This is a genomic window from Serratia silvae, from assembly GCF_023282985.1.
GTDB lineage: Bacteria > Pseudomonadota > Gammaproteobacteria > Enterobacterales > Enterobacteriaceae > Chania > Chania silvae.
The window spans coordinates 133,076-145,304 of the sequence record NZ_JAGQDC010000006.1 but is presented as its reverse complement, the minus strand read 5'-3'; the positions used below and the strand labels follow the sequence as shown (position 1 = coordinate 145,304).

Sequence of the window (12,229 nt, the reverse complement as noted above, 5' to 3'; positions counted from 1 at the left end):
TCTCAGTTTTTGGCCTTGCCGGATACCACTTCCGACGGAATATGCGTATTATCCATAGATGTTGCGAGTAAAACGACCATTATTAAACGGAACCGCGCTATGAGTGCTACCGCGCTTGGCATGATTATCTTCGCGTATCTGTGTGGCTCAATTTCCAGCGCGATCCTGGTTTGCCGGATCGCCAGGCTACCGGATCCGCGTGAACATGGATCGGGAAATCCAGGGGCGACCAACGTCCTGCGTATCGGTGGCCGCCTGGCGGCGGCTACGGTGTTGGTGTTCGATATTCTAAAAGGGATGCTGCCAGTCTGGTTGGCCTATGCGTTCAACGTTCCACCGTTGTATCTGGGCCTGACGGCGATCGCCGCCTGTCTTGGGCATATCTACCCGGTGTTCTTCCACTTCCGTGGGGGCAAGGGCGTGGCGACGGCGTTCGGTGCCATTGCGCCGATCGGCTGGGATCTCACCGGCCTGATGACCGGCACCTGGCTGTTAACCGTGCTGCTGAGCGGCTATTCTTCGCTCGGGGCAATCGTCAGCGCGCTGATTGCGCCGTTCTACGTCTGGTGGTTCAAACCGCAGTTTACCTTCCCGGTGGCGATGCTCTCCTGCCTGATCCTGATGCGCCATCACGACAATATCCAGCGCCTGTGGCGCGGCCAGGAAGGGAAGATCTGGGGTAAGTTTCGCAAGAAGAAAGACGGTGTTTTAGAGCCGGAAGAGCACAAAGAAGAATGATTGAAGGGCCGGAATTCCGGCCCTTGGCTTTTACACCGCAGGCAGTTCTGCCAACGGCCAACGTGGGCGTACGGTAACGCCCAACTCCGGGTTACCCCCGTTTTTCAGCCGAACCATCCCGGCATAGGCGATCATCGCCCCATTGTCGGTGCAGAATTCTGGGCGGGCATAGAACACTTCGCCACCGCGTTTTTTCATTAGTTCCGCCAGCTTGCTGCGCAACGTGCGGTTGGCGCTGACACCACCGGCCATCACCAGGCGTTTAAACCCGGTCTGCTCCAGCGCGCGTTTGCATTTGATCGCCAGCGTATCCACCACCGCATCTTCAAAAGCACGGGCGATGTCGGCACGGGTTTGATCGTCGTTGCCGTTAGAGCGGATGGTGTTGGCGGCAAAAGTCTTCAGACCGGAGAAACTGAAATCTAGCCCTGGGCGATCAGTCATTGGGCGTGGGAAGGTAAAACGCCCTTCAGTGCCCTGTTGCGCCATTTTCGACAGCATCGGCCCACCCGGATAATCCAGCCCTAACAGCTTGGCGGTTTTGTCGAACGCTTCACCAGCAGCGTCGTCAACCGACTCTCCCAACAAGGTATATTCACCGATCCCGGTCACGCTGATCAGTTGGGTATGGCCGCCAGACACCAGCAGCGCCACAAACGGAAACGCCGGAGGGTTATCTTCCAGCATCGGTGCCAGCAAGTGGCCTTCCATATGATGCACCGGCACCGCAGGCACGCCCCAGGCAAACGCCAACGCGCGGCCAATGGTTGCCCCGACCAGCAAGGCCCCCACCAAACCCGGCCCGGCGGTATACGCCACGCCGTCAATATCGGTAGGCTTCAGGTTCGCCTCTTTCAGTGCGGCCTGGATCAGCGGTACGGTCTTGCGCACGTGATCGCGGGAAGCCAGCTCCGGCACCACGCCACCGTAATCGGCATGAAGTTTCACCTGGCTGTAGAGTTGATTGGCTAACAAACCGGCTTGATCGTCATACACTGCAATACCGGTCTCATCGCAGGACGTTTCTATACCCAATACGCGCATTACATTTCCCATCATTCACGTGCGGCCGCCAGTTTATCACAATCAACGCCATTTACCGCCTGCCTGCAGCACCCTGGCCGCCATGGTGCGCTATGTTGATGATTCACAAGGTTGCCTACCGGGTGATTAAAAACGAGCAATTTTTTCTGATTAGTCTATAATCTGCGGCCGATGCATAATTGCGCGAGTTTGCCGGAACGCGGCGTGTTTCAATTTGCTATGGTGCTTTACAAAGCAGCATCCATTGGAGTAAAATTCCGCACCATTTTGAAAAGGCTGGCGCTTGGCCAGCAGCAAACCGAATTCTATTGAGGTGAGAGGCACATGCCGGTAATTAAAGTACGTGAAAACGAGCCATTTGACGTTGCACTGCGTCGTTTCAAGCGTTCCTGCGAAAAAGCGGGTGTTTTAGCTGAAGTTCGTCGTCGTGAGTTCTATGAAAAACCGACTACCGAACGTAAACGCGCTAAAGCTTCTGCAGTAAAACGCCACGCGAAGAAACTGGCTCGCGAAAACGCACGCCGCACTCGTCTGTATTAATCCTTCGGGGGTAACCCCACCGCGTGATTTTTTTCTTTTTCAAGAACACGCAGACCGAGTAGTTGCATACGAAGGCCGTGCTTTCCGAAAGGAATGCGCGGCTTGTTCTCGTTTATAGGCAATCGTAACAGGGGCTTATGGCTGGACGAATTCCGCGTGTATTTATCAATGACTTGCTGGCTCGCACCGACATCGTCGATCTGATCGACGCCCGGGTAAAGCTTAAAAAGCAGGGCAAGAACTATCACGCGTGCTGTCCGTTCCACCACGAAAAAACGCCTTCATTCACCGTTAATGGCGACAAACAGTTTTATCACTGTTTTGGTTGTGGAGCGCACGGTAACGCCGTCGACTTCCTGATGAATTACGACAGACTCGAGTTTGTCGAAACCATCGAGGAACTGGCCACCATGCACGGGCTGGAAGTGCCTTACGAGGCAGGCACCGGACCGACGCCAATCGAACGCCATCAGCGTCAAAGCCTATATCAACTGATGGAACAGCTTAGTGCGTTCTATCAACAGTCACTGCATCAATCCAACGGTACGCAGGCGCGTAACTACCTGCAACAGCGCGGATTAAGTGACGACGTTATCCGCCATTTTGCCATCGGCTTTGCACCTGCCGGTTGGGATAATGCGTTAAAGCGTTTCGGGCGTGATACCGACAGCCGGACAGCACTGAACGATGCCGGAATGTTGGTGACTAACGATCAAGGGCGCACTTACGATCGCTTCCGCGAACGGGTGATGTTCCCCATCCGCGACAAACGCGGGCGGGTAATCGCCTTTGGTGGACGCGTACTGGGCGACGGTATGCCCAAGTACCTGAACTCGCCGGAAACCGAAGTATTCCACAAGGGCCGTCAGTTGTACGGCCTGTATGAAGCACAGCAGAGCCACGCCAATCCGCAACGTTTGCTGGTGGTCGAAGGCTATATGGACGTGGTGGCGTTAGCGCAATATGGCATTGATTATGCCGTTGCCTCACTCGGAACCTCGACAACGGCTGAACATATTCAGTTGCTGTTCCGCGCCACCGATAACGTTGTCTGCTGTTACGACGGCGACAGAGCTGGCCGTGAAGCTGCCTGGCGCGCGTTGGAAACCGCACTGCCCTATCTGAACGATGGACGTCAGTTGCGGTTTATGTTTTTGCCAGACGGCGAAGACCCGGACACTCTAGTCCGTAAAGAAGGCAAAGACGCCTTCGAACAGCGAATGGAGCAGGCGCAGCCGCTTTCCACTTTCCTGTTCGAAACGTTGATGCCACAGGTCGACCTGAGCAGCCCGGATGGCCGTGCCAAACTGAGTACTTTGGCACTACCGCTGATCACTCAGGTGCCGGGTGAAGCATTGCGCCTATATTTGCGTCAAGAACTTGGCAAAAAATTAGGCATACCAGACGAATTCCAACTAGAGAAGCTACTGAGTAAACAGGCTGAAAATGCGAATCCTTATCAGCCACCTCAGCTAAAACGCACAACTATGCGTATACTGATAGGGTTACTAGTGCAAAATCCGCATTTAGCGACCCTTGTACCTTCGCTAGATGGGTTACAACAGGTAAAATTACCAGGGTTACAACTGTTTACAGAGCTAGTAAACCTTTGCCTGGCTCAGCCTGGATTAACAACAGGCCAGATCCTCGAGGAATACCGAGACACAAAGTTCAGCTCTAACCTTGAAACTTTGTCTGCTTGGAACGATATATCAGATAATGAGATTGCAGAAAAAACGTTTCTGGACTCTTTGAATCATATGTTCGACTCAGTACTCGAACAACGGCTAGAAGAGTTATTGGCACTCTCCCGGACACAGGGTTTAACCCCTTCAGAACGAGAGGAAGTTCGTATGATCAATGACTCGAGAGCTGGAAAGAAAAACTGAATACCAAACGGCTTAAGTGCCGATAAATGCGAGGGCAGAGCCCTGCAATATGCCGCCACAGTGGGCCGCGGCAACAACAAAAACGCCCCAAATGCTATTGTTGGCGGTTTCGCCGACCGACACCAACCCAAATACTCTGAAGTGTGGATACCGTCTTATGGAGCAAAACCCGCAGTCACAGCTTAAACTTCTTGTCCAACGTGGTAAGGAGCAAGGCTATCTGACCTATGCTGAGGTCAATGACCATCTGCCGGAAGATATCGTCGACTCCGATCAGATCGAAGACATCATCCAGATGATTAACGACATGGGCATCCAGGTGATGGAAGAAGCACCGGACGCCGATGACCTGCTGCTGGCTGAAAACACCAACAGCACAGACGAAGATGCGGAAGAAGCTGCCGCTCAGGTGCTGTCCAGCGTAGAATCTGAAATCGGGCGCACTACTGACCCGGTGCGCATGTACATGCGCGAAATGGGTACCGTTGAGTTGCTGACGCGTGAAGGCGAAATCGACATCGCCAAGCGTATCGAAGACGGCATCAACCAGGTGCAGTGCTCGGTTGCCGAGTACCCTGAGGCCATCACCTATCTGCTGGAGCAGTATGATCGTGTCGAGGCTGGCGAAGCACGCCTGTCCGATCTGATCACCGGCTTCGTCGATCCTAACGCGGAAGAGGACATCGCCCCTACCGCTACGCACATCGGTTCTGAATTAACCACCGAAGAGCAGGACGACGACGAGAAAGACGAAGACGAAGAAGACGAAGCTGAAGACGACAACAGCATCGATCCGGAACTGGCGCGCCAGAAGTTTACCGATCTGCGCGATCAGTACGAAGTGACTCGTCTGGTTATCAAAAAGAACGGCCGTAGCCACGCCAGCGCAGCAGAAGAGATCTTGAAGCTGTCTGAAGTGTTCAAGCAGTTCCGCCTGGTGCCAAAACAGTTCGACTTCCTGGTCAACAGCATGCGTACCATGATGGATCGCGTTCGTACGCAAGAACGTATCATCATGAAGCTGTGCGTTGAGCAGTGCAAAATGCCGAAGAAAAACTTCGTCACCCTGTTCGCCGGCAACGAAACCAGCGACTCCTGGTTCGCAGCGGCGCTGGCAATGGGTAAACCATGGTCAGAGAAGCTGAAAGATGTGAATGAAGATGTTCAGCGCAGCCTGCAAAAACTGCGTCAGATCGAAGAAGAAACCGGCCTGACCATCGAGCAGGTGAAAGACATCAACCGTCGTATGTCAATCGGTGAAGCGAAAGCCCGTCGCGCGAAGAAAGAGATGGTTGAAGCCAACTTGCGTCTGGTTATCTCTATCGCCAAGAAATACACCAACCGTGGCCTGCAGTTCCTGGATCTGATCCAGGAAGGCAACATCGGCTTGATGAAAGCGGTAGACAAGTTTGAATACCGTCGTGGCTACAAGTTCTCAACTTACGCCACCTGGTGGATCCGTCAGGCTATCACCCGCTCTATCGCCGACCAGGCACGTACCATCCGTATTCCGGTGCATATGATTGAGACTATCAATAAGCTCAACCGTATTTCGCGCCAGATGCTGCAAGAGATGGGCCGTGAGCCAACGCCGGAAGAGCTGGCTGAGCGTATGCTGATGCCAGAAGACAAAATCCGTAAGGTGTTGAAGATCGCCAAAGAGCCGATCTCCATGGAAACGCCGATTGGTGATGATGAAGATTCACATCTGGGCGATTTCATCGAGGATACCACCCTCGAGCTACCACTGGATTCTGCCACTTCTGAAAGCCTGCGTTCTGCCACGCACGACGTTCTGGCGGGCCTGACCGCACGTGAAGCGAAGGTGCTGCGTATGCGTTTCGGTATCGATATGAACACTGACCACACGCTGGAAGAAGTGGGCAAACAGTTCGACGTTACCCGTGAGCGTATTCGTCAGATCGAAGCCAAAGCGTTGCGTAAACTGCGCCACCCAAGCCGTTCAGAAGTGCTGCGTAGCTTCCTGGATGACTAAGGTTTAACGACCTCGTAAGAACCCCGGCTCGCCGGGGTTTTTTTATGCCTTATTTTAACGCCAGGAATAGCTCGCGGTAACTCTCGGTAAGCTGCTCCAGCGTGGCACGATTCAATCCGCTGGGATTAGGCAATACCCAAACCTCAGTTTTACCCAGCATCATCTCCTGACGTCCCCAGGCGGTATTACGCACGCCAAACGCACTGCTGAAGGCCTGTTTCCCCAAGATCGCCAAAGCACGGGGCTGGTAACGTAGAATTTTTTCTTTTAACACCTCTCCACCACCGCGCAGTTCATCACGTGAAAGTTCGCTGGCAGCCACCGTTGGACGCGCGACCAGAGCGGTGATCCCACAACCGTTATCTTGCAGCTGTTGCCACTGTTCCGGCGCCAACTGACGATCAGTAAAGCCCGCCTGATGGATCACCTTCCAGAAACGGTTGCTGCCATTGGCAAAGGGATAGCCCTGATGGGCAGAGGAAAGGCCAGGATTGATGCCGCAGAACACCACCTGTAGGTTTGGCGCCAAGAGTTCCATGAGTATCACAAGTCCGTTAAAAGGGATTAACAGCGGTTATCGCAAAATCTACCTGCAATTACAACAGGCTAGAACTGTGCATAAAAACATCATATGGTTTGATGAGTGTAGACCTGCGTCCCATGATTACCGTATAATCACGCCGCCTGGCCCCTTAGCTCAGTTGGTTAGAGCAGGCGACTCATAATCGCTTGGTCACTGGTTCAAGTCCAGTAGGGGCCACCAAATTTTAGCTTTAAAATCATATGATTAAGCCACTTCTCGCGAGGTGGCTTTTTTGTATCAACAAGTCAGTGGCAGCAAAATGGCAGCAGAATTTTTAGGACACCCGCAATCAAGGTAGTTTTCCCAGCCGCTAACCTCGTGAGTATCGGCGTCTACAGCCAGGTGCAGTTTTCGCCAGACGCCGCGCTTTTCCTGACCGTGCTTCTTCACCTTCCACTCGCCTTCACCGAAGACTTTTAAGCCGGTGGAATCGATAACCAGATGGGCAATTTCACCGCGCGTGAGGTTCTTGAAAGGGATGCTCACGGACTTGGCTCACCTGCTGACGCAGGAATAATCCGAGCAACGAAGCGGGAGCTTCATTAACGTAAAAATGGAATCAATGAATCCCTGAGCGGCACGTAGCGTGAGGCGAAAGACGCGTTTGTGCATCAGTACGATGGAAATAACTAACGTAGAATAACGTTGTGGACACCCTTGTGAAGACGTTTTTGGCTCGTTGTACCAGGCCTGGATGACCGACTCATCAAGCCAGAATATCAACGAACCACAATTGACGAGAGCCTTGTTGCAGGCCGCCTCTATCCGAACTAGAATCAATGCTTAAACCACGAGGCTTTCAGCATGACAAATAAAACAGCACATAGCCACATCACTAAAACTCAAATCTACCGTGCCGTCGCCAGCTCAACCGCGATAGAAACCGGTGTTTCTGTACAAAAAATTGAGCAGCAACTCAAACAAAATCAGGCACAAGCTAAGGCCGTTGGCCTCGCCCGTTAATCTGGCAAGATATCGCTTATCAGTTGCATCATAGGGCTGTAGTTACCTGATACGCCTGCCTGTATTGCCTTGAAGTAAAATGCCTTGTGCTTATCCCATAAGCTGTAATCCAGTAAGCCCTTCCCCGCCATAACCGACAGCACATCGCAAAGTAGCCTCGACAGACGCCCGTTACCTTCTCTGAATGGGTGGATCAAAATAAACTCCACGTGGCATTCAGCCAGATAACTGACCAACTCCAGGCGAGCCAAGGATTTCAGTTCACCAGACCTGGAGAGAAACTTCTTCTCGAAGCCATCGAGAAGAAGTGGAATCCTGTCGGCAGCGGCAAACTGAAAGCCGTCCTTAGTTAAGTTGGCATTACGCAACCTCCCCGCCCAGTCGTACACATTCCCCAGCCATTGACGATGCCAGCCGCTGATCTGTTCAAAAGCCAGCGCAGCAGGCGGCTGGCCTTCGATAAATAACTGTTCATAAAGCATCAGCAGTAGGCCCGATTCCAGCGCCTCCATTTCCTCTTCATCAATGATCCCCAGCTTATTAGCCAGTACTAAATCTCCAGAGCCAGGCTGATACCGCTCTTCTGCTGAATTCAGCTCATATTTTGACAAGCACTTACCTCCGCCCAAACAAGTTCACAACGTTGTTTTCCTGCTCTCTTTGATAGTTATTGACCCGATCCCCCCAGACCTCTAGCGCCCTGCGCTTTTCTGTCAGGTAATCATAACGATCATAATGTTTCGAGCTGACGCCGTTTAAAGGTAAGCATCACCCCAGGACCTTATGTAGCCATTAAGCCCGTACTGGTAACTTAGACGTCCACCTGTTACAGACGGGCGTCTGAGTATGGAATCTCAATCCTGGCGAAAAGAACCCCGTAAAAATTATTCGAACGACTTCAAGCTACGTATGGTTGAACTTGCTTCCCGCGGTGCCTGCCTCGCTCAGATTGCCCGTGAAAACGGCATCAACGACAATGTTATCTTCAAATGGCTACGGCTCTGGAATAATGAAGGTCGGGTATCACGCCGCCTTCCGGCAATAGTGGGATCTTCAACATCACCAGCGATGCTACCTGCTGTGTTAAACACCGCTACGGTAAAATGACGCTGGAAAATCCGTCACCAGAGCTGTTTCTCCAGCAACCAGGGAGGTCCTGGTGATCCCACCCGTATCTGGCTGGTTGCCGGTGATGCGGGCCTTCAGTGGATACGTAGCCTGCCGTCACTGTCAAACCCGGTATCAATTCCGCTACACAGTATGTAAAACCCGTTCACACTTTCGTTCAGCTTCACAGCGTAACGATCGGCCCATTCTCACTCTGTCATTAGTACTGCCAGCCGACATCTTTCGCCAGCCCAAAAGGTGTACGTCAGCCTGAACGATACATTCTTAAGCTCCATTGTCCTGCCAGACTCCGTTAAGAAAATGGGAGATATCCTCACCTATCATGCTGTGCACAGCCGTTCGATCAACACCTGCAGAATCCACGCACAGTGCCGGCGTAGCTGCCCGCAGTTCAGATGAGCAGGGAGCAAGGAAGACAAAATGGCCAGCACCCGGAATAACTCTCAGCTGCGGTTTTGAAGGCAGTGTGCTCGCCAGCTCGCCAGCATTCTGCTGCCAGGAAAGCTCTTCATCTTTGTCACCGGTGAAGATTAGCGTCGGTTTAGTGAGCATTTTAAGGGACTCAGGAGAGAAAGGCGCGCTCACCGGTGCCATCAGCACCCACGCTTTAATGCGTGGATCTGATTGAGGTGCTAGAGCGGGCCTGTCGTTTTTGATATGCCCCTTTGCCAAGCACATGGCTTCTACCTGATGATTTTCGCAGTAAATGACGTAGCGCGACGGATCAATCCTGCCGCCAGCCAGCAGTAATCCAGTTTCGCCACCAGATGAGAAGCCGATAAAAGCAATTTTGTCAGCGTCAATATGCTGGCTAAGATCCGGGTTATTCAGCGCTGCCGTGATGGTGGCAGATATTTGCAGGGGGCGACCGTATATGGTGCTGGCAGCGCCCGCGCCTGACTGATCCTTGTAATTATCACCGGGATGACTGAGGGTGATCACGATATTACCCTGACGTGCAAGTGAGGTTGCCAGATCATGGTGACTCCACAGACTGCCCGCGTTGCCATGCGAAATTACTATCAGCGGATAGCGTCCCGGCTCAATTTTCACTGCATTGCGTGCTGAAACATGGTAGGGGCCAAACCTGCTCAGCGTATTGCCCACCATGTTGCTAGGGTAGAAATAGACTGCTTCCATTGGCTTCCGCGCAACAGGATCTATCACTACTAACCGCCGGAAACCCGCTTCATCAGCGGGTTGGGCCCATGCAGAAACCAGACAGCCCGAACAGAGGGTATATAGTGCGATATGGCGAATAAACTGAAGTACACCGCTGAGTAACTTACTCATTGAAATCATCACCTTTTATTCAATCAAATTTGTCCTGATTCAGACTAACACTTCTGCCGCGCTTTTCTGGCTGAGAAAACCGTTCGGGCTGGCGGTCAGACCGTAAGCTCCGGACTGGAAAATGACAATATAATCCCCCGGCTCTGCTACAGCGACATCCCCCTGATTCAACAGAATATCCAGCGGTGTGCATAGTGGGCCGACCACGTTGGCTACTTCGCGCTGTTGCCCCTGTACTTTGTTACCTATGACAGCAGGATAGTTGCGGCGGATAAGCTGGCCTATGTTGCCCGAAGCGGCAAGATGATGGTTCATGCCACCATCAGCGACCAGATAGGTCACGCCATGCGAGACCTTGCGGTCAATAATTTTCGCTACATAGATACCCCCTGGGGCAACGAGAAAACGCCCTAGTTCCAGAATGATTTCCGCCTCCGGCAGATACTGTTCTGCTTTAGCAACCAAGACATGCATGGCTTCGCCTACGGATGCCACATCCAGCTCTTTATCCCCCTGGAAGTAAGGCACTCCAAATCCACCACCGAGATTAAAACGGCGTACTGGGCCAGGTGCGATTTTCGCCAGCTCAATCACCAGATCCAACGCCTTACTCTGTGCTTCGATCAGGAAATCAGCCCGTAAGTTTTGTGAACCGGGGAAGATCTGAAATCCTTCGAAATGCAGTTGTTCAGAATTGTCACGGATCACCATCATAGCTTCCTGCACACAGGACACATCCATGCCAAACTGGCGCGGCCCACCGCCCATTTTCATACCGGACGAATTGAGGTTGTAATCAGGATTGATACGGAGTGAGACACGCGCTGCGATACCATATTCCGCTGCAATAGCTTTAATCCGATGCAACTCGGTGACTGATTCGACATTCAGTAATACCTGTGCTGCCACAGCGCGTTGCAGCTCTTCCACCGTCTTCCCTGGTCCGGCAAAACTGATATCTTCCGGCGAAACACCACTGTTTAATGCCAGCGCCATTTCATTCGCTGAGGCCACATCAAACCCTTCTACCAGTCGCGACAGGTGATGAATGACGGGAACAAACGGATTTGCTTTAATAGCATAGTGAATACTGATTTTCTCTGGAGTATGAGTTCTTAATAAATTCACCTGACGGTCAATAAGCTCACGAGAATAGGCAAAAAAAGGCGTTTGTCCAATCTGTTGTGCCAGACGGGAAATTGGAATACCACCAATGGTCAGACAGTCATTCTCAATAATAAATTTTTCAGCCATTTGCCGGGAAAGGCTTAATGATGTGTCGTTGTGGCTCTGAGTCATAACTTACCCTTAAATTAATTTAAATATCAGTGACGTCACTGAAAATAAAATGCTTACAGATAAAAACTGACATCAATCGAAGTGAATAATGTCAGTAACCACTGCCCCACTATCAGGCACAGCGCCAGTCCTGCCGCAGCAAGCAGTGAAAAGAGAGATAATACGATTAACGATCCCGTTCGGCTAGCGTTATCAACATTGACGCTACCGGGAAACGAAATCCGCATTACTTTTCGAGTTCTAACGGTAAATAACAATGTGATAATAATTACCTCACTCAATAACCATGCCAGCGTAAATAATTTTAAAATCGTCAGTATGGTTAGCCCGTAAGTGGCCACCTGGTTGATTTCACCAGTCATTGTCATGCCCTCATAAAATAATGCATTAATATTGAAATAACGCAGCGCCAAATACCCCACCCACCCCTGTGGAAACCATCAGCACTTTATCACCGTCATGGAATTCAACACTCTCCTGCAGCGTGTGAAAATTGATGAACATATCTGCACCTAAACAATGAGCCGTTCGGCGGATATTACTCAGGAATATTTTCTCCAGCGGAAAGTCAAGATATGTTGCCGCCCTGCGCCACATCCAGATACATTGGTGTTGTCACACCTACAAATGGCCCAAAGTACCTCAGAACTTATGCTGATGGTAAATGGAATAACAATCTACTTTCGCTACCATTATTTTAAGTAATTAAGAAATCGCAAGTATTATCTTGCATTGATAACATAACAATATATTCAG

General features: G+C 51.5%; 13 protein-coding genes, 1 tRNA gene and 3 pseudogenes. 8 read left to right on the top strand and 9 right to left on the bottom strand.

The genetic code is table 11. The annotated features are described in order from the left end of the window. Positions 1 to 99: 99 nt before the first annotated feature. Positions 100 to 738 (top strand): glycerol-3-phosphate 1-O-acyltransferase PlsY, encoded by a 639-nt coding sequence (gene plsY / locus KAJ71_RS10065; protein WP_248945577.1) that lies wholly within the window; start codon positions 100 to 102, stop codon positions 736 to 738. Positions 739 to 768: 30 nt separating this feature from the next. Here plsY and tsaD read toward each other — a convergent pair whose 3' ends face one another. Then, positions 769 to 1,782 (bottom strand): tRNA (adenosine(37)-N6)-threonylcarbamoyltransferase complex transferase subunit TsaD, encoded by a 1,014-nt coding sequence (tsaD, locus tag KAJ71_RS10060; RefSeq protein WP_248945643.1) that lies wholly within the window; start codon positions 1,780 to 1,782, stop codon positions 769 to 771. 324 nt (positions 1,783 to 2,106) lie between these two features. Here tsaD and rpsU point away from each other — a divergent pair, with 324 nt between their 5' ends. From rpsU to rpoD, 3 genes are all read left to right on the top strand, one after another. Further along, positions 2,107 to 2,322, top strand: a complete 216-nt coding sequence (gene rpsU / locus KAJ71_RS10055) for a 30S ribosomal protein S21 (protein WP_001144069.1) — start codon at positions 2,107 to 2,109, stop codon at positions 2,320 to 2,322. A gap of 137 nt (positions 2,323 to 2,459) precedes the next feature. After that, positions 2,460 to 4,211, top strand: coding sequence for a DNA primase (gene dnaG / locus KAJ71_RS10050; RefSeq protein WP_248945576.1), 1,752 nt, complete (start codon positions 2,460 to 2,462; stop codon positions 4,209 to 4,211). 157 nt (positions 4,212 to 4,368) lie between these two features. Then, complete coding sequence (gene rpoD, locus KAJ71_RS10045; RefSeq protein WP_248945575.1) at positions 4,369 to 6,207, top strand: RNA polymerase sigma factor RpoD; 1,839 nt, start codon at positions 4,369 to 4,371, stop codon at positions 6,205 to 6,207. Positions 6,208 to 6,256: 49 nt separating this feature from the next. Here rpoD and mug read toward each other — a convergent pair whose 3' ends face one another. Then, on the bottom strand, positions 6,257 to 6,745 hold the full coding sequence (gene mug / locus KAJ71_RS10040) for a G/U mismatch-specific DNA glycosylase (RefSeq protein ID WP_248945574.1): 489 nt from the start codon (positions 6,743 to 6,745) through the stop codon (positions 6,257 to 6,259). 148 nt (positions 6,746 to 6,893) lie between these two features. Here mug and KAJ71_RS10035 point away from each other — a divergent pair. Further along, positions 6,894 to 6,970: transfer RNA gene (locus tag KAJ71_RS10035), tRNA-Ile, on the top strand. Between the two features lie 132 nt (positions 6,971 to 7,102). On the opposite strand, the pseudogene KAJ71_RS10030 reads toward KAJ71_RS10035, so the two are convergent. After that, positions 7,103 to 7,570, bottom strand: a pseudogene (locus KAJ71_RS10030) (IS5 family transposase); the annotation flags it as partial. 24 nt (positions 7,571 to 7,594) lie between these two features. Here KAJ71_RS10030 and KAJ71_RS10025 point away from each other — a divergent pair. Continuing rightward, positions 7,595 to 7,753 carry a hypothetical protein gene (locus KAJ71_RS10025; protein WP_248945573.1) on the top strand — a complete coding sequence of 53 codons (159 nt, stop codon included), beginning with the start codon at positions 7,595 to 7,597 and terminating at the stop codon, positions 7,751 to 7,753. Here KAJ71_RS10025 and KAJ71_RS10020 read toward each other — a convergent pair. Then, the gene (locus KAJ71_RS10020; RefSeq protein ID WP_248945572.1) at positions 7,750 to 8,364 is read right to left on the bottom strand and encodes a Fic/DOC family protein; all 615 of its coding nucleotides are present in this window, start codon (positions 8,362 to 8,364) and stop codon (positions 7,750 to 7,752) included. The genes KAJ71_RS10025 and KAJ71_RS10020 overlap by 4 nt on opposite strands. Before the next feature lie 4 nt (positions 8,365 to 8,368). Next, positions 8,369 to 8,512, bottom strand: a pseudogene (locus tag KAJ71_RS10015) (tyrosine-type recombinase/integrase); the annotation flags it as partial. An 87-nt stretch (positions 8,513 to 8,599) separates the two neighbouring features. Here KAJ71_RS10015 and KAJ71_RS10010 point away from each other — a divergent pair. Further along, positions 8,600 to 8,916: pseudogene (locus KAJ71_RS10010) on the top strand (transposase). A 229-nt stretch (positions 8,917 to 9,145) separates the two neighbouring features. Here KAJ71_RS10010 and KAJ71_RS10005 read toward each other — a convergent pair. From KAJ71_RS10005 to KAJ71_RS09990, 4 genes are read right to left on the bottom strand one after another with little or no spacing between them, the layout of a single operon-like run. Continuing rightward, positions 9,146 to 10,174 (bottom strand): alpha/beta hydrolase family protein, encoded by a 1,029-nt coding sequence (locus KAJ71_RS10005; RefSeq protein ID WP_248945571.1) that lies wholly within the window; start codon positions 10,172 to 10,174, stop codon positions 9,146 to 9,148. A gap of 39 nt (positions 10,175 to 10,213) precedes the next feature. Then, a complete protein-coding gene (locus tag KAJ71_RS10000; protein WP_248945570.1) occupies positions 10,214 to 11,473 on the bottom strand; it encodes a pyridoxal-dependent decarboxylase, exosortase A system-associated in 1,260 nt (419 codons plus the stop codon). A 53-nt stretch (positions 11,474 to 11,526) separates the two neighbouring features. Then, positions 11,527 to 11,886 carry a hypothetical protein gene (locus KAJ71_RS09995; RefSeq protein WP_248945646.1) on the bottom strand — a complete coding sequence of 120 codons (360 nt, stop codon included), beginning with the start codon at positions 11,884 to 11,886 and terminating at the stop codon, positions 11,527 to 11,529. Further along, complete coding sequence (locus KAJ71_RS09990; RefSeq protein ID WP_248945569.1) at positions 11,861 to 12,070, bottom strand: 3-oxoacyl-[acyl-carrier-protein] synthase III C-terminal domain-containing protein; 210 nt, start codon at positions 12,068 to 12,070, stop codon at positions 11,861 to 11,863. Before KAJ71_RS09990 ends, KAJ71_RS09995 begins: the two co-directional genes overlap by 26 nt. Here KAJ71_RS09990 and KAJ71_RS23635 point away from each other — a divergent pair. Further along, the gene (locus KAJ71_RS23635; protein ID WP_375540731.1) at positions 12,049 to 12,174 is read left to right on the top strand and encodes a DUF3892 domain-containing protein; all 126 of its coding nucleotides are present in this window, start codon (positions 12,049 to 12,051) and stop codon (positions 12,172 to 12,174) included. The two genes, KAJ71_RS09990 and KAJ71_RS23635, sit on opposite strands and share 22 nt — an antisense overlap. Positions 12,175 to 12,229: the final 55 nt, after the last annotated feature.

Coding starts and splice junctions, on each gene's coding strand:
- plsY (WP_248945577.1), top strand. CDS start 100: ATGAGTGCTACCGCGCTTGGCATGATTATCTTCGCGTATCTGTGTGGC.
- tsaD (WP_248945643.1), bottom strand. CDS start 1,782: ATGCGCGTATTGGGTATAGAAACGTCCTGCGATGAGACCGGTATTGCA.
- rpsU (WP_001144069.1), top strand. CDS start 2,107: ATGCCGGTAATTAAAGTACGTGAAAACGAGCCATTTGACGTTGCACTG.
- dnaG (WP_248945576.1), top strand. CDS start 2,460: ATGGCTGGACGAATTCCGCGTGTATTTATCAATGACTTGCTGGCTCGC.
- rpoD (WP_248945575.1), top strand. CDS start 4,369: ATGGAGCAAAACCCGCAGTCACAGCTTAAACTTCTTGTCCAACGTGGT.
- mug (WP_248945574.1), bottom strand. CDS start 6,745: ATGGAACTCTTGGCGCCAAACCTACAGGTGGTGTTCTGCGGCATCAAT.
- KAJ71_RS10025 (WP_248945573.1), top strand. CDS start 7,595: ATGACAAATAAAACAGCACATAGCCACATCACTAAAACTCAAATCTAC.
- KAJ71_RS10005 (WP_248945571.1), bottom strand. CDS start 10,174: ATGAGTAAGTTACTCAGCGGTGTACTTCAGTTTATTCGCCATATCGCA.
- KAJ71_RS10000 (WP_248945570.1), bottom strand. CDS start 11,473: ATGACTCAGAGCCACAACGACACATCATTAAGCCTTTCCCGGCAAATG.
- KAJ71_RS23635 (WP_375540731.1), top strand. CDS start 12,049: ATGTTGCCGCCCTGCGCCACATCCAGATACATTGGTGTTGTCACACCT.
- KAJ71_RS09990 (WP_248945569.1), bottom strand. CDS start 12,070: ATGTGGCGCAGGGCGGCAACATATCTTGACTTTCCGCTGGAGAAAATA.